The organism is Citrobacter sp. wls710, assembly GCF_005281115.1.
Classification (GTDB): domain Bacteria; phylum Pseudomonadota; class Gammaproteobacteria; order Enterobacterales; family Enterobacteriaceae; genus Citrobacter; species Citrobacter werkmanii.
Genome location: NZ_SZXD01000052.1, coordinates 18996 through 42312, shown reverse-complemented (window position 1 = coordinate 42312; position 23317 = coordinate 18996). Strand labels below are relative to the sequence as shown.

The window sequence follows — 23317 nt, the reverse complement described above, 5'->3', positions numbered from 1 at the left end:
TTAAACTCCGGATTCGCGAAAATGGATGTCGCTGACCGCACGCAGTCGTTCAGCCGCTTGTTCTGCCGTCAGGTCGCGCTGGGTCTCCGCCAGCATTTCGTAACCGACCATAAATTTGCGCACGGTTGCCGAACGCAGCAGCGGCGGATAAAAGTGCGCGTGCAACTGCCAGTGTTGGTTTTCTTCACCGTTAAACGGCGCGCCGTGCCAGCCCATGGAGTAGGGGAATGAGCACTGGAACAGATTGTCGTAACGACTGGTCAGTTTTTTCAACGCCAGCGCCAGATCAGCGCGCTGTTCGTCGGTCAAATCGGTGATACGCAGAACATGCGCTTTCGGCAGCAGCAGCGTTTCGAACGGCCATGCCGCCCAGTAGGGCACGACTGCCAGCCAATGCTCAGTTTCAACGACCGTCCGACTACCGTCCGCCAGTTCACGCTGGACGTAATCAAGGAGCATCGGCGCGCCCTGTTCGGCGAAGTACGCTTTTTGCAGGCGATCTTCACGTTCGGCTTCGTTGGGCAGAAAGCTATTGGCCCAAATCTGTCCGTGAGGATGGGGGTTCGAACACCCCATTGCCGCGCCTTTATTCTCAAAGACCTGCACCCAGGGATAGGTTTTGCCTAAATCTGCCGTCTGTTCCTGCCACGTTTTCACGATTTCTGTTAGCGCAGGCACGCTGAGTTCCGGCAGCGTTTTGCTGTGATCGGGCGAAAAGCAAATCACGCGGCTGGTACCGCGCGCGCTCTGACAGCGCATTAACGGATCGTGGCTGTCCGGCGCGTCCGGGGTATCGGACATCAGCGCGGCAAAGTCGTTGGTAAAAACATAGGTCCCGGTGTAATCCGGGTTTTTATCGCCGGTAACGCGTGTATTGCCTGCACACAGGAAGCAGTCCGGGTCATGTGCGGGTAGAACCTGCTTAGATGGTGTTTCCTGCGCCCCTTGCCAGGGGCGTTTTGCACGATGCGGTGAGACGAGGATCCACTGCCCGGTGAGCGGGTTAAAACGGCGGTGTGGATGATCGACAGGATTGAATTGCGTCATGATTGATCCTTAATCCGTATATCCCTGCGGATGGCGTGACTGCCAGTGCCAGGTGTCTTGTGCCATTTCATCCAGGGTGCGAGTTACGCGCCAGTTGAGTTCGCGATCGGCTTTGCTGGCATCTGCCCAGTAGGCCGGAAGATCGCCATCACGACGCGGGGCGAAATGGTAATTCACCGGTTTACCGCAGGCTTTACTGAAGGCGTTGACCACATCCAGCACGCTGCTGCCGATGCCCGCCCCGAGGTTGTAAATATGCACGCCCTGTTTGCCCGCCAGTTTTTCCATCGCGGCGACGTGGCCATCTGCGAGATCCATGACGTGGATATAGTCGCGAACGCCGGTGCCATCTTTGGTAGGGTAGTCGTTGCCAAATATGGCAAGGGACTCGCGGCGACCAACGGCAACCTGTGCGATGTAAGGCATCAGGTTGTTAGGAATACCTTGCGGGTCTTCACCCATATCACCTGATGGATGCGCGCCAACCGGGTTGAAGTAGCGCAGTAAGGCGATACTCCAGTCGGGCTGTGCTTTTTGCAGATCGGTCAGGATCTGTTCAACCATCAGCTTACTTTTGCCATACGGGCTTTGTGGTGTGCCGGTGGGGAAGCTTTCAACGTAAGGAATTTGCGGTTGATCGCCATAGACGGTCGCGGAGGAGCTGAAAATGAGGTTTTTCACGTTAGCTGCGCGCATGGCATTTACCAGACGCAGCGTCCCGTTGACGTTGTTGTCATAGTATTCCAGCGGCTTGGCAACGGACTCGCCAACGGCTTTTAACCCGGCAAAATGGATGACGGTGTCAATGGCATGATCGTGCAGAATTTCGGTTATCAGCGCTTCGTTACGGATGTCTCCTTCCACAAAGGTCGGATGCTTGCCGCCTAAACGCTCAATGACGGGCAGAACGCTGCGCTTGCTGTTGCAGAGGTTATCCAGGATCACTACCTCGTGACCGTTTTTCAGCAACTGCACGCAAGTGTGGCTTCCTATGTAACCGCTACCACCTGTAACCAATACTCTCATAATTCGCTCCGTTAAGCCTATGGTATGCAATAAACATAGCATAACAAAGATGCGAAAAGTGTGACATGGAATAAATTAGTGGAATCGTTTACACAGAGACATTTTCACTCGTTTGCGTGAGTTGTTTTATTTTAAATCATTAGGTTAAGTTGTTATCTCGGAGTTTATCTGAAAAAAATGCAGAAAAAAGGGCGTGTTAAGCGCCCTCAAATGAAAATTAACGCAGAGAGGTTTGTCGATAGGCGTAGATTTCGCCCTCGGGCACAAACTCCAGTCGATGGGTAATGCAGGCTGGGGCGTCTTCAGCGTGGTGGGAGACAAACAGCAGTTGGGTTTCGCCTTCACCGATCAGTACATCCACAAACCGACGAATCAGTTGGCGATTGAGCGGGTCCAGGCCTTGCAAAGGCTCGTCGAGGATTAACAGAGTAGGGTGTTTAACCAGCGCACGCACAATCAACGCCAGCCGTTGCTGCCCCCAGGAAAGACTGTGGAACGGCGCATCCGCGGTCCGTTTATCCATGCCCAGAATATCCAACCACTGTTGGACCAGTTTATGCTGTCTGTCAGAGACGGCCTGATAGATGCCGATTGAGTCAAAGTAGCCGGAGAGAATAACATTGCGTACCGTCGTACTGACCCGGTAATCCAGATGCAGACTACTGCTGACGTAGCCGATGTGTTTTTTAATATCCCAGATAGTTTCACCGCTACCCCGGCGGCGGCCAAACAGTGTTAAATCGTTGCTGTAGCCCTGGGGGTGATCGCCGGTGATTAAACTCAGTAGGGTTGATTTTCCCGCACCGTTGGGGCCGACGATTTGCCAGTGTTCTCCTGGATTTACCTGCCAGCTCAGATGATGCAGGATAGGGCGATCGTTATACGAGACGGTGCCATCGTTGAGCACAATCCGCGGCGCGTTATCGGACAGCGTGCGACGGACCGAAGGCTCATCCGGCTCGGGTAACTGAATACCTTCCAGGCGTTCACTATGGGCGAGTTGGGCGATTAATGCCTGTTGCAGAAGGTCTGCTTTTGCACCGGTTTCAGTCAACGTGCAATCGGCAAGAACGCCGGCAAACTGCACGAACTCGGGGATCTCATCAAAGCGGTTAAGCACCAGTACCAGCGTAAAACCAGCCTGATGCAGTTCAGCGAGCAGTTCTGCTAACTGGCGACGGGACGCCACGTCCAGCCCGTCAAAAGGCTCATCAAGGATCAGTAAATCCGGGGCAGACATTAACGCCTGGCAGAGCAGGGTCTTACGTGTTTCACCAGTGGAAAGGTATTTGAAACGCCTGTTGAGCAGGGCAGAAATACCAAATTGCTGCGCCAGCGCAGCGCAACGCATGGGATCGTTGACCTCATCCTGAATGATTTCAGCGGTGGTGCGCCCGGTGTCATCTTCACCGGGGCTGAGAAGATCGGTGTTGTTTCGCTGCCACTCGTCACTGACCAGCTTTTGTAGCTGCTCAAAGGAAAGTCGGGTAATACGCGTGAACTGACAGTGCCGCTCGCCTTTCAGTAGCGGCAATTCTCCTGCCAGCGCGCGGGCCAGGGCGGATTTCCCACTACCGTTAGAGCCAACAAACGCCCAGCTATCACCTGCGTTTAACGTTAAGGCCTCTAACTGGAGCGTTTTTGTGTCGCTAAGACGAAACGTGCCTTGCGAAATTTGCAATGATGACATTTTGTATCCCATTATTTGCAGCAATGAATAACAGGGATACGTGTTCTTCAGGCTGATGTCAATCAACTCAGCACAGCGTCGCAATAATCACTTTGTCTGCATTAAAATATGCTGTTGCGTTAGCACCTTCAGCTAAAGCGTGAGTCTGTTCTACTGGCAACGTCGCACACAGCGTCTGGCCGTCTGGCAACGTCATTAACACCTCACATTGTTCTGCGCCACGTTCGATATGACTAATCATTCCATGCAACTGATTATCGGCTGCCTGTGCAATGGCGTCGTCCTGAGTGATTCCCACCCACGGCGCTTTCAACAGAATTAATACTTCTTTACCTTCCTCAAGACCCAAACGCTCACCGCTTTGCGCAGTAATCGCCACCTTCAGGCGCGTTTCGCCATCAGCCAACAGGACGTCGACATGCTGCTGAACCTGATCGTGGTCGCGGGCGGTTATTGTGCCAAACCATTGGTTACGGGCGCTGGTTTGCAGTGAAAAGCGGGAAATGGCTGCCAGCAGACTATTGAGCGGCAGCGCATCGTCATCGCTCAACACATCAAACGCTTTTTGTTGAATTTGCGCGAGCAAATCATACAGTTGGATCAGACGCTGGCCATAACGCGTCAACACCGCGCCGCCGCCGCCTTTACCGCCGGTGGCGCGCTCAACCAGCGTCTGCTCACTGAGCTGGTTCATTTCGTTAATCGCATCCCAGGCGCTTTTATAACTGATACCCGCATCCTTCGCGCCCTGACTGATGGAGCCGGAAAGCGCAATGTGCTTAAGCAGAGAAATGCGACGGGGATCGGCAAACAGTTTTTGCTGAAGTTTCAGCGTAAGAAGGATTTCGGCCTGCATCACAAGCTCCTGGCAAAAAAGGGTATTGTGACGGAAAACCGCGTGCGCGCAAAGCCGACCGCACAAAAGGGGAGTGCTTTTCTGCGTTATGCGGTTAGAATACGTCTAAGGACTATATCTGGAGTTGACCATGTTATAGTTATTGAAAAGTCTGGTATTCGCCGTAATCATGGTACCTGTGGTGATGGCCATCATTCTGGGTCTGATTTACGGATTGGGTGAAGTGTTCAACATTTTTTCCGGTATCGGTCAGAAAGACCAGTCCAGACAGAATCATTGATTCCCCAAACGCCCGCTTAGTCGGGCGTTTATATTTTTGCCTTTCAGCTCGTTTTCTCTGACAACAGTTTCTCAAGATCCTGCTTCTCCTGCCGATATTTTCATGGTGTAACCTCTAATTGGTATTAATAACCGCTGGGAAAATCCTGACTTAACCGTTATATTTGCGCGTACATAACGAAACTCAAAGGAGCTACAGATGGCACGCACATGGTTACGCTTGTTTGCAGGGGCGACGCTTTCTCTTTCTGTCGCAGGACAAGCATTGGCGGATGAAGGGAAAATCACGGTATTCGCAGCGGCTTCGCTCACCAACGCGATGCAGGATATTGCTACGCAATATAAAAAAGAGAAGAACGTTGACGTCGTCTCCTCTTTTGCCTCTTCTTCTACGCTGGCGCGTCAGATTGAAGCAGGCGCGCCTGCTGACCTGTTTATTTCTGCCGATCAGAAATGGATGGATTATGCGGTAGACAAAAAATCGATTGATACCGCCACGCGAGCAACGCTGTTAGGCAACAGTCTGGTGGTGGTAGCGCCGAAAGCCAGCGCTCAGAAAGACTTTACTATCGACAGTAAAACCAACTGGACCCGTTTGCTGAATGGTGGACGCCTGGCTGTCGGCGATCCGGAACATGTTCCGGCGGGCATTTATGCCAAGGAAGCACTGCAAAAATTGGGCGCATGGGATACTCTGGCGCCGAAACTGGCACCTGCGGAAGACGTTCGCGGTGCGCTGGCGCTGGTAGAACGTAACGAAGCGCCGCTGGGGATCGTCTATGGTTCCGATGCTGTCGCCAGCAAAGGCGTCAAGGTTGTCGCGACCTTCCCGGAAGATTCACACAAAAAAGTGGAATACCCTATCGCGATTGTTGATGGGCACAAAAACGCAACGGTCAGCGCGTTCTATGATTACCTGAAAGGACCGCAGGCTGCTGAAATCTTTAAACGTTATGGATTTACGACCAAGTAATGATACTGACCGATCCTGAATGGCAGGCCGTCATACTGAGCCTGAAAGTTTCTTCCCTGGCCGTGCTGTTTAGTTTGCCGTTTGGGATCTTCTTTGCCTGGCTGCTTGTGCGATGCAAGTTCCCGGGCAAAGCGCTGCTCGACAGCGTTTTGCATTTGCCGTTGGTGCTGCCGCCGGTTGTGGTGGGGTATCTGCTGTTGATCGCCATGGGGCGGCGCGGATTTATCGGCGAGCGGCTGTATGACTGGTTTGGCATCACCTTTGCCTTTAGCTGGCGCGGTGCGGTGCTGGCTGCGGCGGTGATGTCTTTCCCTCTTATGGTACGGGCAATTCGTCTGGCGCTGGAAGGCGTCGACGCCAAGCTGGAGCAGGCGGCCCGAACGCTGGGAGCCGGGCGTTGGCGCGTATTCATGACGATTACCTTACCGCTGATGTTGCCCGGCATTATTGTCGGGACGGTGCTGGCGTTCGCGCGTTCCCTCGGGGAATTCGGCGCAACGATTACCTTTGTCTCCAATATTCCTGGCGAAACCCGCACCATCCCCTCGGCGATGTATACCCTGATCCAAACGCCTGGCGGTGAAAGCGCAGCGGCAAGGTTATGTATCATTTCTATTGTGTTGGCGCTGATTTCACTGCTGATTTCTGAATGGCTGGCGCGTATTAGCCGTGAGCGGACGGGGCGATAATCATGCTGGAACTTAACTTCTCCCAGACGCTGGGAACCCATTGCCTGACGCTCAATGAAACGCTGCCTGCCAGTGGGATTACCGCTATTTTTGGCGTATCCGGCGCTGGGAAAACGTCGCTGATCAACGCTATCAGCGGCCTGACGCAGCCGCAGTCCGGGCGTATTGTGCTTAACGGTCGGGTGTTAAACGATGTCGAAAACGGAATCTGCTTAACGCCTGAAAAGCGTCGGGTGGGCTATGTATTTCAGGATGCGCGTCTGTTTCCCCATTATAAGGTGCGCGGTAACCTGCGCTACGGTATGGCGAAAAGCATGGCCGGGCAGTTTGATAAGCTGGTGGCGTTGCTGGGCATTGAACCGCTGCTTGATCGCCTACCGGGAAGTCTTTCCGGCGGCGAAAAACAGCGCGTCGCTATTGGTCGGGCGCTGCTTACCGCGCCAGAGTTATTACTGCTTGATGAACCGTTAGCCTCGCTGGATATTCCGCGCAAACGCGAGCTGCTGCCTTATCTGCAACGTCTGGCGCGTGAAATTAATATTCCGATGCTGTATGTCAGCCACTCGCTTGATGAGATTTTGCACCTGGCAGACAAAGTGATGGTGCTGGAAAACGGGCAGGTCAAAGCATTTGGTTCGCTGGAGGACGTCTGGGGGAGTAGCGTAATGCACCCCTGGCTGCCGAAAGAACAGCAGAGCAGCATTCTGAAAGTCAGCGTGCTGGAGCATCATCCTCACTACGCGATGACCGCGCTGGCGCTGGGCGATCAGCATCTGTGGGTCAACAAGCTGGAGCAGCCGCTGCAATCCGTGCTGCGCATTCGCATTCAGGCGTCTGATGTTTCGCTGGTACTCCAGCCGCCGCAGCAGACCAGTATTCGTAACATACTGCGTGCGAAGGTCGCCCAGTGCTATGACGATAACGGCCAGGTGGAAGTGCAGCTTGAGGTAGGCGGGAAAACGCTGTGGGCGAGGATCAGCCCGTGGGCCAGGGATGAGCTTGGCATCAAACCTGGCCTGTGGCTGTACGCGCAAATTAAGAGCGTGTCGATCACCGCCTGATTACAGCAGGTGGGTGTAGATAAACTTCGCGATGCTGTCGGTGGTATTGTCACCAATCACGATGTTGGCGCGGGCTTTGACCGCGTCATCCGCATTGCCCATCGCCACGCCAGTGCCTGCGGCTTCCAGCATGCTGATATCGTTAAAGTTGTCGCCAAAGGCGATCACATTTTCCATTGACCCTCCCTGTGCTGCAATCCACTGGGTAAGGCGTCGCCCTTTGCTGTTACCTTTACGGGCAATATCGACCTGATCGTGCCAGGACCATTCACACTCCAGCCCCAGTTGTTGTTCAACGTCTATACCAAACTGCTGCAGTTTTGGAATATCTTCGTCGGTAAGGGCAAATTTCCACACGGCGTTGACATCATGCGCGGCCTGCGCCAGCGAAGGAACCTGGGTGAAGGTTGGGCGCTGTTCCGGCGGCAGCGTTTGCGCCCAGTTAGCGGTACGCACCACATGCCCGGTCGGACGCTCATACAGCATGGCCTCGTCAACATACATCAGTCCATGAATCTGATGTTCATCCAGCATTTCGATCAGCTGCAATGCCTGGTCAACCGGAAGAGGATCGGATTCCAGTACCTTTTTTGCATGATAATCATACAAGTAAGTGCCGTTGCAGCAAATTGCAGGTGTATCCAGCGCCAGCGCCTGATAAAAAGGATGAATAGCAACGTGATGGCGACCAGTGACAATGATAAGTTGGTAGCCTGCTTCTCTGGCGCGTGAGAGCGCTTCAAGAGAGGATGGCAACAAGGTTTTTTTCGGGGTCAGCAAGGTACCGTCTAAATCCAGGGCAATCACGCGTGCGGTCATAGGTTTTTCCAGATTAAGGTTGAGAATTGTGTCTGTTGGAATGGTACACCGAGACGGGAGCCGGACAAAATTCTGAGTCTTAATTAAGCATTCACCGTTAAAAGCGTCTACCTTAGGCGTGTGTCAGGCAATTGCAGCCACCTGCCAACAAGCAAAGGAGTATTCATGAAACAAACCGTTTATACCGCCAGTCCTGAGAGTCAGCAAATTCATGTCTGGAGCCTGAATCACGATGGTTCTTTGACGCTGACCCAGGTGGTTGATGTGCCGGGTCAGGTACAGCCGATGGTCGTCAGCCCGGATAAGCGCTATCTCTATGTCGGTGTGCGCCCGGAGTTTCGTGTTCTGGCATATCGTATTGCGCCTGATGACGGTGCGCTGACCTTCGTTGCGGAGTCTGCACTGCCGGGTAGCCCGACGCATATTTCTACCGATCATCAGGGGCGTTTTGTTTTTGTCGGCTCCTATAATGCGGGCAGTGTGAGTGTCACGCGTCTGGAAGATGGTCTGCCGGTGGAACTAGTAGATGCGGTTGAGGGTCTGGATGGTTGCCACTCGGCCAACATCTCTCCGGATAACCGTACTCTGTGGGTTCCGGCATTGAAACAGGATCGTATCTGTCTGTTTGACGTCAGCGATGATGGCCATCTGGTCGCGCAGGAGCCAGCAGAAGTGACCACCGTGGAAGGTGCGGGTCCGCGTCATATGGTGTTCCATCCGAATAAGCAATACGCCTATTGCGTGAATGAGCTGAACAGCTCTGTTGACGTCTGGGAGCTGAAAGATCCGCACGGCAAAATTGAGTGTGTGCAGACGCTGGATATGATGCCAACTGATTTCTCCGATACCCGATGGGCGGCAGATATTCATATTACACCGGATGGTCGTCACTTGTATGCCTGCGATCGTACCGCCAGTCTGATTACGGTGTTTAGCGTCTCAGAAGACGGAAGCGTGCTGACGAAAGAAGGCTTCCAGCCGACCGAAACGCAACCGCGCGGTTTTAATATCGACCACAGCGGTAAATACCTGATCGCCGCCGGGCAAAAATCTCATCACATCGCGGTGTACGAGATCGCTGGCGAACAAGGGTTGCTGACGGAGAAAGGTCGTTACGCGGTAGGCCAGGGCCCGATGTGGGTGGTGGTTAACGCGTACTAATATTGCGTCTAATGCCGGATGAGTATCCGGCACATTGCCCGGCAGAGCATGAGTCTGCCGGGTTTACATCAGAGAATGGCGATTACTGCTTAGGTTCAGCAATCACTTTGCTACCAATACCGCGGTTGTTGTACTCCCACATGCGGTTGAAGTTGGTGTCGTTCAGATTGCGCTGGATTTCGCCTTTATCATCTTCCGCACCGGTATTACCGGCAAATGGATGTTTTGAGATAACGCTGTCAGCCCACGGTTTCGCCATGTTAAAGCCTTCGTTAATCACGCTGTCGCGAATAACCACCTGTCCATTGGTGTTAGAATCAACATCCAACGAGCGGCCCAACTGCGCCACGCCATCACCACTTGCCGTGAAGCGGCTATTGATAGCCAGGAAACCGTAGTAGATGTTTGACAGGGTAGCCGGTGCAAACACGTACGCTTCCTGCTGGGTACGGGAGTTCACAACGCGGAAATCGGTGTTATCGAATACCACCGCGCCACGACCAGACACGATATCCACATCGCCTTCAATGTAGCTGTTCGTCACCAGCGTACGCGGCTGGCGATCGTTTTCCAGACGGTTTTGTACGCCGCTGTTGGTCACGAAGAAGGTATTCTGACGGCCCAGGATGTTGACCTTGTTGATCTGCACTTTATCGCCATCGGTACGCAGGGCGACGGCCGGATGGTTACCTGCATCAACGCTATCACCGAGGTTGTTTTCGATGGTCAGGTTCTGCAATTGCAGACCGTTATTTTGCGACCAAACGACCGCCGAACACATCACGCCAATATTCGTGCCGCGCTTGTTCTGGCAATTATCAAACATATACCACGCAGGTTTGCCCGGCATATATTTACCGCCCGGGTTCACCGTACGACGCCAGTCAGCGGTGCTCATATCACCGTCAATGGCCTGGCCAATTTTCACATCCAGCGGTTTTTCACCAGTACCATAAAGCGTCAGGCTACCCGTCGCTGCCGGAATATAGACCGTGCCCTGATACTCACCCGGCATGATCGCGATGTACTGACGTTTGTTGGTACGTTTGATGATTGCCGCATCAACCGCAGCCTGAATGCTGGTATGCGTCACGCCCTGGGTGCCTGCCGGGCCAACGACAAAGTCAGGCTGCGCGGGCAAAGTAATAGCAGAGGGGCTCCATGGCGCGGTATTTGGCGTCAGTGCGGAAAAATAGTGCGCGGCGACGAAATTTTTCGCTTCATTGGCCGACAGAATCGGGCGCGAAGCGGTGCCTGGCGCGGTCTGAGCGGAAGGAATTTGATCGGGCGGTGTAGAGCTACAGGCGGTCAGCGTCACGCCAAAAGCCATTGCCAGCGCCAGACGGGAAACTGATGATATGTTCACAGGTTGCTCCGGGCTTTGAAAGTTATCCATTGAAGCCTGCTTTTTTATACTAAGTTGAGCGAAACGGGAAGGTTAAAAGGTAAAAAGTTCTTTTTTATCGCCGTAATGCCCGGCGTGGAGAGACCTTATATCACAAATAGATAACAATTATGGTCCTTCAGGTTGACAACATCCGCAGAATCAAAAATAAATGTCTATACAACCTATGACAAGTGGTGAGTCAAATGCAGCAATTCTTCCCTGATGATGTTATCTGGCGCAATGTTCGCCTGGCGACCATGGATCCTGAACGTGATAACCCGTATGGGCTGGTGGATGGACATGCGTTGATCGTCCGCCAGGGTAAGATTCGCGCTATTGTGCCGGAGTCTTCGTTATACCTCACACATGACAATACCTTTGATATGCAGGGCCGGCTGGTTACCCCTGGCCTGATCGACTGCCATACGCACCTGATCTTTGGCGGGAATCGCGCAGGTGAATGGGAGCAGCGGCTTAACGGTGTTTCCTACCAGCAGATAAGCGCCCAGGGGGGCGGTATTAATGCCACCGTGTCGGCGACCCGCAGCGCCACTGATGAACAACTTCTTCATATAGCGCATCAGAGAATGGAGAGGTTAATCAAAGAAGGCGTTACGCTACTGGAAATAAAGTCTGGATATGGTCTGGATTTGCAGACAGAAGAGAAAATATTACGGGTCGTGGCAGCGCTGGCGGCGGAAAACACCGTCGAAATAAGCCCCACGCTGTTGGCCGCGCATGCTACCCCTGCGGAATACCGGGGCGATCCTGACGGCTATATTACGCTGGTATGCGAGACTATTTTGCCGCAGTTGTGGGAGCAAGGGCTATTCGAGACCGTCGATCTGTTTTGTGAAAGCGTCGGTTTTACGCTGGCGCAGAGTGAGCGGGTGTTCCAGGCCGCACAGGCGCTGGGCATCCCGGTCAAAGCGCATGTTGAACAACTGTCACTGCTCGGCGGCGCCCAACTGGTGAGCCGCTACCACGGTTTATCAGCCGACCATATTGAATATCTTGATGAAGCGGGCGTGGCGGCGATGAGCCAAAGCGGTACGGTTGGGGTGTTGTTGCCCGGCGCTTTCTATTTCCTCAAAGAGCAACAGCGTCCGCCGGTAGAGCTGTTACGGCAATATCAGGTGCCGATGGCGGTGGCGACTGACTTCAACCCTGGCACCAGTCCGTTTATCAGTCTGCACTGGGCGATGAACATGGCTTGCGTCCAGTTTGGCTTAACGCCGGAAGAAGCGTGGGCAGGCGTCACCCGTCATGCGGCCCGGGCGCTGGGACGTCATGCCACTCACGGTCAATTGAAGGCCGGGTTTGTGGCTGATTTTGTGGTGTGGGATGCCGAACTCCCGGTTGAGATCCTCTATGAGCCAGGGCGTAACCCGCTCTACCAACGTGTATTTAAAGGACAAGCTGCATGACTAACTGGCAACCTGCTTCTCCTGCACTATGGCAGGGGCGAGATGACCGCGCCGAGTCGCCGACTGCGCTGCGCCTGTTTCAGACGATTACGCTGAGTCCGGCGTTTTCCCCGGAAATGTACTCTGAGCAGATAGCACTGCTTGGTTTTGCCTGTGATGAAGGCGTTAAACGTAATCAGGGGCGTACGGGAGCCGCCGGAGCGCCAGACGCGCTACGTAAAGCGCTGGCGAATTTAGCCAGTCACGACGGGCATCAGCGGCTGGTGGATCTGGGCAATATTGTAGCGCAGGCCCCCGATCTTGAGGGCGCGCAGCAGGCGCTACGCAAGGCGGTACAGCGCTGTCAGCAGGAGAACATGCGTACCCTGGTGCTGGGGGGAGGGCACGAAACCGCGTTTGCGCATGGCGCTGGCGTGCTGGATGCGTTCCCGCAGGCAAAAGTGGGCATCATCAATCTCGACGCGCATCTCGATTTGCGTCATGCCGACCAGGCCACATCCGGTACGCCGTTTCGCCAGCTGGCGCACCTTTGCGATGAACAGCAGCGCGGATTTCACTATGCCTGCATCGGCGTCAGTCGGGCGGCAAATACCCAGGCGCTGTGGGATGAAGCGCAGCGGCTCGGTGTCACCGTGGTGGAAGATTTGCACTGTGATTCGGCACAGGCCCAGCTGGCGCAGTTTGCCTCTGGCGTGGATGTCATCTATCTGACTATCGACCTTGACGTGCTGCCGGTTTGGGAAATGCCCGCAGTGTCAGCGCCCGCTGCGCTGGGCGTACCGTTGGCGACGCTGTTGGGGCTGATTGAACCCCTTTGTCGTAGCGGTAAACTGCAGGCGGTGGATATGGTTGAATTTAATCCACGCTTTGACGATGATGGCAGAGCGGCACGCGTTGCGGCGCGATTAGGCTGGCAAATTGCGCACTGGTGGCACTGACATGCCTGAGGGCGTTACGCTTATCAGGTTCGGGTAATGTCTGTAAACTATACCCATTCACATTTCAGCTTAAGGAAGGCACACGCATGCTCCCATCCCGTTCTGCTCCGGCCCCTTTTTACGAAAAGGTAAAACAGGAGATCAGCGAAAAAATTGCCAGCGGCATCTGGCAAGCTCACGATCGTATCCCGTCTGAGGCAGAGCTGGTGGCACAGTATGGTTTTAGCCGAATGACCATCAATCGGGCACTGCGTGAGTTAACGGATGAGGGGTTGCTGGTACGTTTGCAGGGGGTGGGGACGTTTGTCGCCGAGCCAAAAGGTCAGTCTGCGCTGTTTGAAATTCGCAGCATTGCGGATGAAATCAACGCGCGTCAGCATCAGCACCGTTGTGAAGTTCTGACGCTGGAAAGAACCCAGGCAAATGCGCAGCAGGCTTTGGTGTTAAACGTTAAAGAAGGCACCCCCATTTTTCACTCCATCATGGTGCACTACGAGAACGATTTGCCGGTACAAATTGAAGATCGCTGTGTGAATGCGGAGATTGTGCCGGAGTATCTGGCGCAGGATTATAGCCAGACCACGCCGCACGCTTACCTGTCGCTGATCGCCCCTTTAACGGAAGGTGAGCACATTGTCGAAGCGGTACGCGCCACTGCTGAAGAGTGCGCGTTGCTGAATATCAAAGAACACGATCCCTGCTTGCTGATCCGTCGCAAAACCTGGTCCGCGTCATCCATTGTCTCTCATGCCCGTTTGCTGTTTCCGGGTTCCCGCTATCGCCTGCAAGGACGGTTTATGTCCTGATGTCGGGATACCAAAACCGTGATTGCTGACGCAATATAATAAAAATGTATCTTAATTGTTAAAATCACCCTTGCAGCAGCTTGTATAGACAAGTATATGTTACTTATCTATCCGACGTTCGTGAGGAGTTTTCTGTCATGTCCCATAGCAAATATCGTCAGCAGGATATTCGTGCCCCGCGTGGCACCACCTTAACGGCCAAAAGCTGGCTGACCGAAGCCCCGCTGCGCATGTTAATGAACAACCTGGATCCCGACGTGGCGGAAAATCCGCATGAGCTGGTGGTATACGGCGGGATTGGCCGCGCCGCGCGTGACTGGGAATGTTACGACGCCATCGTTAATGCGCTGACGCAACTGGAGAGCGATGAGACCCTGCTGGTCCAGTCGGGTAAACCGGTCGGTGTGTTCAAAACCCATGACAACGCCCCGCGTGTACTGATTGCTAACTCTAACCTGGTTCCGCACTGGGCAACCTGGGAACACTTCAACGAGCTGGATGCTAAAGGACTGGCGATGTACGGTCAGATGACCGCCGGGAGCTGGATCTACATTGGTAGTCAGGGCATCGTGCAGGGGACGTATGAAACCTTTGTTGAGGCCGGGCGTCAGCATTATCAGGGTAACCTGAGCGGACGCTGGGTGCTAACCGCCGGGCTGGGCGGGATGGGCGGGGCGCAGCCGTTAGCCGCGACGCTGGCGGGCGCATGCTCGCTGAACATTGAATGTCAGCAAAGCCGCATTGATTTTCGTCTGCGTACCCGATACGTGGACGAGCAGGCGACATCGCTGGACGATGCGCTGGCGCGTATCGATAAGTACACCCGTGAGGGTAAAGCGGTTTCCATTGCGCTGTGCGCGAACGCCGCCGACGTTGTGCCGGAGCTGGTGAAACGTGGTGTGCGCCCGGATATGGTGACCGACCAGACCAGCGCCCACGATCCGCTGCATGGTTATCTGCCGTCCGGCTGGAGCTGGGAAGAGTATCAGGCGAAAGCGGTGTCCGATCCGCAGGGTACAGTGCAGGCGGCGAAACGCTCAATGGCAACGCATGTTGAAGCGATGCTGGCATTTAGCAAAATGGGCGTACCGACGTTTGATTACGGCAATAACATTCGCCAGATGGCCAAAGAGATGGGCGTGGAAAATGCCTTTGATTTCCCCGGCTTTGTGCCAGCGTATATTCGACCGCTGTTCTGTCGTGGCATTGGCCCGTTCCGCTGGGTGGCGCTTTCCGGCGATCCGCAGGATATTTATAAAACCGATGCCAAAGTGAAAGAGATCGTGGCTGACGATAAGCATCTACATCACTGGCTGGATATGGCGCGTGAGCGGATTAACTTCCAGGGCTTACCGGCGCGTATCTGCTGGGTCGGCCTGGAATGGCGCCAAAAGCTGGGGCTGGCGTTTAATGAAATGGTGCGCAGGGGGGAAGTGTCCGCGCCAATTGTTATTGGCCGTGACCATCTGGACTCCGGCTCCGTTGCCAGTCCGAACCGCGAAACCGAAGCCATGCGCGACGGGTCAGACGCCGTATCCGACTGGCCGCTGCTGAATGCGTTGCTGAACACCGCCAGCGGTGCGACGTGGGTGTCATTGCACCACGGTGGCGGAGTGGGAATGGGTTTCTCCCAGCATGCCGGGATGGTCATTGTTTGTGATGGCACTGATGAAGCCGCTGCGCGTATTGCCCGGGTATTGCATAACGATCCGGCCACCGGGGTGATGCGCCACGCTGACGCCGGGTATGATATTGCGGTGGAATGTGCTGTCGAAGAAGGATTGAATTTGCCGATGGTTGCTGCGACGCAGGGGAAACGCTGAGATGAATACCATGACATTAACGCCGGGCCAACTGACTTTTGCACAGCTCCGCGACATCTGGCAGCAACCGGTCCAACTAAGCCTTGATGCCAGCGCGATTGACGCCATTAACGCAAGCGTCGCCTGCGTCAATAACATTGTCGCTGAAGGCCGTACAGCATACGGTATTAATACCGGTTTTGGCCTGCTGGCCCAGACCCGTATCGCCACAGAAGATTTGCAGAATCTGCAGCGCTCGTTGGTGCTTTCCCATGCGGCTGGCGTCGGCGAGGCGCTGGACGACGCGATGGTACGCCTGATTATGGTGCTGAAAATCAACAGCCTGGCGCGTGGTTTTTCCGGCATTCGCTTGAGCGTGATTGAGGCGCTAATTGCGCTGGTAAATGCCGAGGTGTATCCGCTGATCCCGGCGAAAGGCTCAGTGGGGGCATCGGGTGACCTGGCGCCGTTGGCGCATATGTCTCTGACGCTGCTGGGTGAAGGGAAGGCGCGCTGGCAGGGGGAATGGCTCCCGGCGACCGAAGCGCTGAAAAAGGCCGGGCTGGAGCCGATAACGCTGGAAGCAAAAGAAGGGCTGGCACTGCTCAACGGCACCCAGGCGTCCACCGCCTTTGCGCTGCGCGGGTTATTTGAAGCTCAGGAGCTGTTCGCATCTGCGACGGTGTGCGGGGCGTTAACCACCGAAGCTGTGCTCGGTTCCCGCCGCCCGTTTGATGCCCGCATTCATGCGGCGCGAGGACAGCGTGGACAGATTGACGCCGCAGCACTTTATCGCCATGTGTTGACCGACACCAGCGCGCTTTCGCAGTCGCATCATAACTGTGAAAAAGTGCAGGATCCGTATTCTCTGCGCTGTCAGCCGCAGGTGATGGGGGCGTGTCTGACGCAAATGCGCCAGGTATTGGATGTCCTGCTGGTGGAAGCTAACGCGGTTTCCGACAACCCGCTGGTATTTGCCGAAGAGGGCGATGTGATTTCAGGCGGCAACTTCCATGCCGAACCGGTGGCGATGGCGGCAGATAACCTGGCGCTGGCGATTGCGGAAATCGGGTCGTTATCGGAGCGACGCATTGCGCTGATGATGGATAAACACATGTCGCAGTTGCCGCCGTTCCTGGTGAAAAACGGCGGAGTTAACTCCGGCTTTATGATTGCTCAGGTGACGGCTGCCGCGCTGGCGAGCGAGAACAAAGCGCTGGCGCATCCGCACAGTGTGGACAGCTTGCCGACCTCCGCCAACCAGGAAGATCACGTATCTATGGCGCCTGCGGCGGGTCGCAGATTGTGGGAGATGGCGGCGAATACGCGCGGCGTGATTGCCGTGGAGTGGCTGGCGGCGTGTCAGGGGATCGACCTGCGCGAAGGGTTAACCTCAAGTCCATTGCTCGAGCAAGCGCGCCAGGCGCTACGCGAGCGGGTTGCCCATTATACGCAGGATCGCTTTTTCGCCCCGGATATTGAGTGTGCGACTGAACTGTTAGCGCAAGGAACGTTGCTGAAATTGCTGCCTGAATTTCTGTAGAGAAATGCCTGATGGCGACGCTGACGCGTCTTATCAGGCCTACGGTCTGCTTTATAGGCCGGATGAAGGCGAAGCCGACATCCGGCACAACAAAGCTTAGCTAAACATCGCCGTAATCGAGGCGCTGGCGAGCGAATGGAAGTGAACGTTAAATCCGACCATCGCGCCGCTGGCGTCTTCATCGACATCAATACGCTCCACATCCAGCGCGTGAACCGTGAAGATATAGCGATGAGTTTCCCCCTTCGGCGGCGCTGCGCCGCCATAACCGGTTTTACCAAAATCCGTACGGGTCTGAATCACCCCGTCCGGCAGTGCAACCAGCCCGGAGCCGAAGCCTTGCGTGAGAACGCGGGTATCCGCAGGCAGATTTACGACTACCCAGTGCCACCAGCCGGAGCCGGTGGGCGCATCAGGATCGTAACAGGTCACGACAAAGCTTTTAGTCCCGGCGGGCACATCATCCCATGCCAGATGCGGAGAAATATTATCCCCGTCATATCCCATGCCGTTAAAGACGTGACGATGCCCAAGCTTCTCCCCATCACGCAGATCGTTACTGATTAGTTTCATACTGACTCCTCTCGTTAGCCAAAAAGTGTAGCCAGAAACCGTAGAGCTTACCGCTGATTAATCGCTAAAAAATGTTGCATGGCGCACAGCCTCATTGACGGCCTGAGTCAGGCGGCGCAACTGCTCGGGCTGAATAATGTACGGTGGCATCAGATAGATCAGCTTGCCAAACGGTCGGACCCACACGCCCTGTTCAACAAAGAACTTCTGCAGTGCCGCCATATTTACCGGCTGGGGGGTTTCTATCACGCCGATTGCGCCGAGCACGCGCACGTCGGCGACCCAGCTGGAGTCCGCCGCCGGGGCGAGTTCTGCACGCAACTGCGCTTCAATGGCCGCGACCTGCGAGCGCCACTCGCCAGTGTTGAGAAGCGACAGGCTGGCGGAGGCGACGGCACAAGCCAGCGGATTGCCCATAAAGGTCGGGCCGTGCATGAAGCAGCCCGCTTCGCCGTTGCTGATGGTTTCTGCGACCAGGCGGGTGGTCAGGGTCGCGGAAAGGGTCATCGTTCCGCCGGTTAACGCTTTGCCGAGGCACAAAATATCCGGCGTAATATCGGCGTGCTCGCAGGCAAACAGCTTGCCGGTGCGGCCAAATCCGGTGGCAATCTCATCAGCAATCAGCAGGATGCCTTCCCGGTCGCACATCTTACGGATACGCTTTAACCACTCAGGATGGTACATGCGCATGCCGCCAGCGCCCTGCACAATTGGCTCGAGGATCACCGCCGCAATCTCGTGACGATGCGCGGCCATCAGGCGGGCAAAAGGCACCATGTCCAGTTCGTCCCACTCGCCGCCTATACGGCTTTGCGGCGCAGGTGCAAACAGGTTTTCCGGCAGAAACCCTTTCCACAGACTGTGCATCGAGTTGTCGGGATCGCAGACCGACATCGCGCCGAAGGTATCGCCGTGATAGCCGTTACGAAACGTCAGGAAACGCTGACGGGATTCGCCTTTAGCCTGCCAGTATTGCAGCGCCATTTTCATTGCGACTTCTACGGCGACCGAACCTGAATCCGCGAGAAAAACGCACTCCAGCGCTTCGGGCGTCATGTCCACCAGTTGGCGACATAGCGTGATGGCCGGGGCATGGGTAATGCCGCCAAACATCACATGCGACATAGCGTCAATCTGTGTTTTCATTGCGGCGTTCAACTGCGGGTGATTGTAACCGTGGATCGCCGCCCACCAGGACGACATGCCGTCAATCAGCCGCTCACCGCTGGTTAAAACCAGTTCGCAACCTTCGGCCCGCGCCACCGGATAAACCGGCAACGGGGAGGTCATGGAGGTGTAAGGGTGCCAGATATGGCGTTGGTCAAATGCAAGATCGTCCGTTGTCATAATCGACTTGTAAACCAAATTAAAAAGATTTAGGTTTACGAGTCTACACCAAACTGACAACGAAACGTATACCAATATGGCTCATTCTTCTCGCTGGACAATGTCGCAAGTCACCGAATTATTTGAAAAACCACTGCTTGATCTCCTGTTTGAAGCGCAACAGATTCATCGTCAGCACTTCGATCCGCGGCAGGTACAGGTCAGTACGCTGTTGTCGATTAAGACCGGCGCCTGCCCGGAAGACTGCAAATACTGCCCGCAAAGTTCCCGCTATAAAACGGGTCTGGAAACTGAACGCTTGATGGAAGTGGAACAGGTACTGGACTCGGCGCGTAAGGCGAAGCAGGCCGGTTCAACGCGGTTTTGCATGGGGGCGGCGTGGAAGAACCCGCACGAGCGCGATATGCCTTACCTGGAACAGATGGTTCAGGGCGTGAAAGAGTTGGGGCTGGAAGCTTGCATGACGCTGGGTACGCTCAACGAAACTCAGGCCCAGCGCCTGGCCGATGCGGGTCTGGATTACTACAACCATAACCTCGACACCTCGCCGGAATTTTACGGCAATATCATCACCACCCGGTCTTATCAGGAACGTCTGGATACGCTGGATAAAGTGCGTGAAGCCGGGATTAAAGTCTGCTCAGGCGGTATTGTCGGATTAGGCGAAACGGTCACCGATCGCGCCGGTCTGCTGCTGCAATTAGCCAATCTGCCGACGCCGCCTGAAAGCGTGCCGATCAACATGCTGGTGAAGGTGAAGGGCACGCCGCTTGCCGATAACGACGACGTCGACGCGTTTGATTTCATCCGTACCATCGCCGTGGCGCGCATCATGATGCCAACCTCTTACGTGCGTCTTTCCGCCGGGCGCGAGCAGATGAACGAGCAAACCCAGGCGATGTGCTTTATGGCCGGGGCTAACTCGATTTTCTACGGCTGCAAATTGCTGACCACGCCAAACCCGAATGAAGATAAAGATTTGCTGTTGTTCCGCAAGCTGGGTCTCAACCCGCAGCAAACGGCGGTGCTGGCCGGGGATAACGAACAGCAACAACGTCTGGAGCAGGCGCTGCGTACCCCGGATACCGACGATTACTACAACGCGGCAACCGTATGACCTGGCAGCAAAAAATTGACGATGCGCTCACGGCGCGTCGTTGCGCTGATGCGTGGCGTCGGCGCTATGCGGTGACCCAGGGCGCCGGTCGTTGGTTGCAGACCGACGGCCGCCAGTATCTGAATTTCTCCAGTAACGACTACCTTGGCTTAAGCCACCATCCGCAGATTATCTGCGCGTGGCAGCAGGGAGCTGAACGTTTTGGCGTCGGCAGCGGCGGATCGGGTCATGTCAGCGGTTATTCCGTGGCTCACCAGGCGCTGGAAGAAGAGCTGGCGCAGTGGCTGGGCTATTCGCGGTCGTTGTTATTTATCTCCGGTTTTGCCGCTAATCAGGCGGTGATAGCCGCATTGATGGAAAAAGACGATCGCATTGTCGCCGACAGGCTTAGCCATGCCTCGCTGTTGGAGGCCGCCAGCCTTAGCCCTGCTGTTTTACGTCGCTTTCCCCATAACGATCCGCAACATCTGGGTCGTCTGCTGACTGTCCCCTGTCCGGGGCAGCAGCTTGTGGTCACTGAAGGCGTATTCAGCATGGATGGCGACAGCGCGCCGCTCGCTGAAATCCACGCGGTGGCGGAACGTCACGGTGCGTGGCTGCTGGTGGACGATGCGCACGGCGTTGGCGTAACCGGTGAAGAAGGGCGCGGCTCCTGCTGGCAACAGCAGGTCAAACCCGAACTGTTAGTGGTGACGTTTGGTAAAGGATTTGGCGTCAGCGGCGCGGCAATCCTGTGTTCTGACAGCGTGGCCGACTATCTGTTGCAGTTTGCCCGCCATTTGATCTACAGCACCAGTATGCCTCCGGCACAGGCTCAGGCCCTGCGCGCCGCGCTGGCGGTGATCCGCAGCCGTGAAGGTGATGAACGCCGGGAAAAGTTAGCGATGCTGATCCAGCGTTTTCGCGCTGGGGTGAATACGGCGGGCTTAACGCTGGCGAATTCTACCAGTGCTATTCAGCCGCTGATTGTTGGCGATAACCATAAAGCCTTGCAACTGGCGGATGCGCTTCGACAACAGGGATGCTGGGTGACGGCAATTCGCCCGCCGACGGTGCCCACCGGTACGGCCAGATTACGGCTGACGCTGACGCAGGCACATGAGGTGCAGGATATCGATCGTCTACTGGAGGTGTTGCATGGCGCAGGTCAATAAACAGGCGATTGCCGCCGCGTTTGGCCGCGCTGCCACTCACTATGAGCAACACGCAGAGTTACAGCGTCAGAGTGCCGATGCGTTACTGGCGCTACTGGATGGCAGTACGTTCTCGCAGGTATTGGATGCGGGCTGTGGGCCGGGGCGTATGAGTCGCTATTGGCGCGAGCAGGGGAGCGAGGTTTGCGCGCTGGATCTGTCATCGCAAATGCTGGCTGAAGCGCAGCGTCACGATGTCGCTCATCACTATCTGCTGGCGGATATCGAAGCCATCCCGCAGGCAACTGCGAGCTTTGACCTGGCCTGGAGTAATCTGGCCGTACAGTGGTGTAGCGACCTGCGCGGCGCGTTAAGCGAGCTTTACCGGGTGGTGCGTCCTGGCGGGACGGTGGCGTTTAGTACCCTGGCGCAGGGGTCGATGCCGGAACTTCGTCAGGCCTGGCAGGCGGTTGACGATCGGGAGCATGCCAACCGTTTTTTGCCCGTGGAACAACTGGAAAACGCCCTGTATGACTGGGATGTTGAATACCAGTCTCATGCCGTCACGCTGTGGTTTGATGATGCGCTGAGCGCCATGCGCTCGCTAAAAGGCATTGGCGCGACGCATTTGCATGATGGGCGCGAGCAGCGTGTGCTAACGCGCGCTCAGCTGCGCCAGCTACAGTTAGCCTGGCCCTGTCAGCAGGGGAAATACCCGCTGACCTACCATCTTTTTTTAGGAGTAATTCAACGTGACTAAAACGTATTTTGTCACCGGGACGGACACCGAAGTCGGTAAAACTATCGCCAGCTGTGCGTTGCTTCAGGCTGCGGGACAGCTGGGGTTGCGAACCGTCGGCTACAAGCCGGTGGCGTCAGGCAGTGAAATGACAGCTGATGGCCTGCGAAACAGCGATGCGTTGGCATTACAACGCAATAGCGTTGTGGCGGCGGACTATGCGGCGATCAATCCCTACACCTTCGCCGAACCCACCTCGCCGCATATCATCAGCGCCGACGAAGGTCGTCCCATTCTGGCTTCCGTGATGTCTGCAGGGTTACGCACGCTTGAAGCGCAGGCTGACTGGGTACTGGTGGAGGGGGCAGGGGGATGGTTTACGCCGCTTTCGCCAACGCTGAGTTTTTCCGACTGGGTCAAAACGGAGCAGTTGCCGGTGATTCTGGTGGTTGGCGTTAAGCTCGGCTGCATCAATCACGCCATTCTGACCGCCCAGGCGGTGCAGCAGGCCGGGCTGACGCTTGCCGGATGGGTCGCCAATGATGTGACCCCGCCCGGCAAACGTCATGCTGAATACATGGCGACGCTGAGGCGCGTGCTTGCGGCCCCGCTGCTGGGGGAAATTCCCTGGCTGGCAGAAGATCCTGAGCAGGCATCGACCGGACGTTATCTCGATCTCAGCATTTTGTCTTTGACGGCATCAGCCGGTTGAATCGAGGCGGGAAATAACGCTGGTCGCTATTGCAGTACGCGGACAAGAATATGGTGAAAATGCGAGCAAGATCTCGGCTCTCACTGACCGCCTCGTTAGCTGATAAATATCAAAAAATAGCGATAATTTTTTTTTATCCCCCCGGAAAAGAGAGTCAGGGCGTTTTTGCCAGGCTACAGTCCACACGGGCTG

At 55.5% G+C, this 23317-nt stretch carries 22 protein-coding genes; 14 read left to right on the top strand and 8 right to left on the bottom strand.

From position 1 onward, the window contains the following. From galT to modE, 4 genes are all read right to left on the bottom strand, one after another. Complete coding sequence (gene galT, locus FDX14_RS21200; RefSeq protein ID WP_038638980.1) at positions 1-1047, bottom strand: galactose-1-phosphate uridylyltransferase; 1047 nt, start codon at positions 1045-1047, stop codon at positions 1-3. A gap of 9 nt (positions 1048-1056) precedes the next feature. Then, positions 1057-2073 (bottom strand): UDP-glucose 4-epimerase GalE, encoded by a 1017-nt coding sequence (galE, locus tag FDX14_RS21195; RefSeq protein ID WP_137350191.1) that lies wholly within the window; start codon positions 2071-2073, stop codon positions 1057-1059. Between the two features lie 217 nt (positions 2074-2290). Further along, complete coding sequence (gene modF, locus FDX14_RS21190) at positions 2291-3763, bottom strand: molybdate ABC transporter ATP-binding protein ModF (protein ID WP_137350190.1); 1473 nt, start codon at positions 3761-3763, stop codon at positions 2291-2293. Between the two features lie 67 nt (positions 3764-3830). Further along, a complete protein-coding gene (gene modE / locus FDX14_RS21185) occupies positions 3831-4619 on the bottom strand; it encodes a molybdenum-dependent transcriptional regulator (RefSeq protein ID WP_042309659.1) in 789 nt (262 codons plus the stop codon). A gap of 142 nt (positions 4620-4761) precedes the next feature. Between modE and FDX14_RS21180 the strand changes: the two genes are divergently transcribed. The 4 genes from FDX14_RS21180 (at position 4762) to modC (ending at position 7621) form a co-directional block, all read left to right on the top strand. After that, complete coding sequence (locus FDX14_RS21180) at positions 4762-4899, top strand: AcrZ family multidrug efflux pump-associated protein (RefSeq protein WP_252182550.1); 138 nt, start codon at positions 4762-4764, stop codon at positions 4897-4899. A gap of 198 nt (positions 4900-5097) precedes the next feature. Continuing rightward, on the top strand, positions 5098-5871 hold the full coding sequence (gene modA, locus FDX14_RS21175; RefSeq protein WP_042309657.1) for a molybdate ABC transporter substrate-binding protein: 774 nt from the start codon (positions 5098-5100) through the stop codon (positions 5869-5871). Next, positions 5871-6560, top strand: coding sequence for a molybdate ABC transporter permease subunit (gene modB, locus FDX14_RS21170; protein WP_137350189.1), 690 nt, complete (start codon positions 5871-5873; stop codon positions 6558-6560). The genes modA and modB overlap by 1 nt, the downstream gene beginning before the upstream one ends. A 2-nt stretch (positions 6561-6562) precedes the next feature. After that, the gene (gene modC / locus FDX14_RS21165) at positions 6563-7621 is read left to right on the top strand and encodes a molybdenum ABC transporter ATP-binding protein ModC (protein ID WP_038638999.1); all 1059 of its coding nucleotides are present in this window, start codon (positions 6563-6565) and stop codon (positions 7619-7621) included. Here modC and FDX14_RS21160 read toward each other — a convergent pair whose 3' ends face one another. Continuing rightward, positions 7622-8440 carry a pyridoxal phosphatase gene (locus tag FDX14_RS21160; protein WP_061381929.1) on the bottom strand — a complete coding sequence of 273 codons (819 nt, stop codon included), beginning with the start codon at positions 8438-8440 and terminating at the stop codon, positions 7622-7624. Positions 8441-8605: 165 nt separating this feature from the next. Here FDX14_RS21160 and pgl point away from each other — a divergent pair, with 165 nt between their 5' ends. Then, positions 8606-9601: a 6-phosphogluconolactonase gene (pgl, locus tag FDX14_RS21155; RefSeq protein ID WP_061381928.1), complete on the top strand. Its 996-nt coding sequence runs from the start codon at positions 8606-8608 to the stop codon at positions 9599-9601. 82 nt (positions 9602-9683) lie between these two features. On the opposite strand, the gene FDX14_RS21150 is transcribed toward pgl, so the two are convergent. After that, positions 9684-10967, bottom strand: coding sequence for a putative acyl-CoA thioester hydrolase (locus FDX14_RS21150; RefSeq protein WP_137350188.1), 1284 nt, complete (start codon positions 10965-10967; stop codon positions 9684-9686). Positions 10968-11191: 224 nt separating this feature from the next. Here FDX14_RS21150 and hutI point away from each other — a divergent pair, with 224 nt between their 5' ends. From hutI to hutH, 5 genes are all read left to right on the top strand, one after another. Continuing rightward, positions 11192-12415, top strand: a complete 1224-nt coding sequence (hutI, locus tag FDX14_RS21145) for an imidazolonepropionase (RefSeq protein WP_137350187.1) — start codon at positions 11192-11194, stop codon at positions 12413-12415. After that, a complete protein-coding gene (gene hutG, locus FDX14_RS21140) occupies positions 12412-13353 on the top strand; it encodes a formimidoylglutamase (RefSeq protein WP_137350186.1) in 942 nt (313 codons plus the stop codon). Before hutI ends, hutG begins: the two co-directional genes overlap by 4 nt. A gap of 86 nt (positions 13354-13439) precedes the next feature. After that, complete coding sequence (locus FDX14_RS21135; RefSeq protein WP_137350185.1) at positions 13440-14159, top strand: histidine utilization repressor; 720 nt, start codon at positions 13440-13442, stop codon at positions 14157-14159. 137 nt (positions 14160-14296) lie between these two features. Then, positions 14297-15982: a urocanate hydratase gene (gene hutU, locus FDX14_RS21130; protein WP_079224924.1), complete on the top strand. Its 1686-nt coding sequence runs from the start codon at positions 14297-14299 to the stop codon at positions 15980-15982. Position 15983: 1 nt separating this feature from the next. Beyond that, complete coding sequence (hutH, locus tag FDX14_RS21125) at positions 15984-17504, top strand: histidine ammonia-lyase (protein ID WP_061388465.1); 1521 nt, start codon at positions 15984-15986, stop codon at positions 17502-17504. Between the two features lie 96 nt (positions 17505-17600). Here the strand turns inward: hutH and FDX14_RS21120 are convergent, their stop codons facing one another. Both FDX14_RS21120 and bioA read right to left on the bottom strand, forming a co-directional pair. Next, complete coding sequence (locus FDX14_RS21120; protein WP_079224920.1) at positions 17601-18077, bottom strand: kinase inhibitor; 477 nt, start codon at positions 18075-18077, stop codon at positions 17601-17603. Between the two features lie 57 nt (positions 18078-18134). Beyond that, complete coding sequence (gene bioA / locus FDX14_RS21115; protein ID WP_137350184.1) at positions 18135-19424, bottom strand: adenosylmethionine--8-amino-7-oxononanoate transaminase; 1290 nt, start codon at positions 19422-19424, stop codon at positions 18135-18137. A 76-nt stretch (positions 19425-19500) separates the two neighbouring features. Between bioA and bioB the strand changes: the two genes are divergently transcribed. From bioB to bioD, 4 genes are read left to right on the top strand one after another with little or no spacing between them, the layout of a single operon-like run. Continuing rightward, on the top strand, positions 19501-20541 hold the full coding sequence (gene bioB, locus FDX14_RS21110) for a biotin synthase BioB (RefSeq protein WP_061381921.1): 1041 nt from the start codon (positions 19501-19503) through the stop codon (positions 20539-20541). Next, entirely contained in the window at positions 20538-21695 is a 1158-nt protein-coding gene (gene bioF / locus FDX14_RS21105; RefSeq protein ID WP_061381920.1) for an 8-amino-7-oxononanoate synthase, read from the top strand. Before bioB ends, bioF begins: the two co-directional genes overlap by 4 nt. After that, a complete protein-coding gene (gene bioC / locus FDX14_RS21100) occupies positions 21679-22434 on the top strand; it encodes a malonyl-ACP O-methyltransferase BioC (protein ID WP_042309631.1) in 756 nt (251 codons plus the stop codon). The genes bioF and bioC overlap by 17 nt, the downstream gene beginning before the upstream one ends. Beyond that, positions 22427-23125 (top strand): dethiobiotin synthase, encoded by a 699-nt coding sequence (bioD, locus tag FDX14_RS21095; RefSeq protein WP_137350183.1) that lies wholly within the window; start codon positions 22427-22429, stop codon positions 23123-23125. Before bioC ends, bioD begins: the two co-directional genes overlap by 8 nt. The last annotated feature ends 192 nt before the right edge of the window (positions 23126-23317 follow it).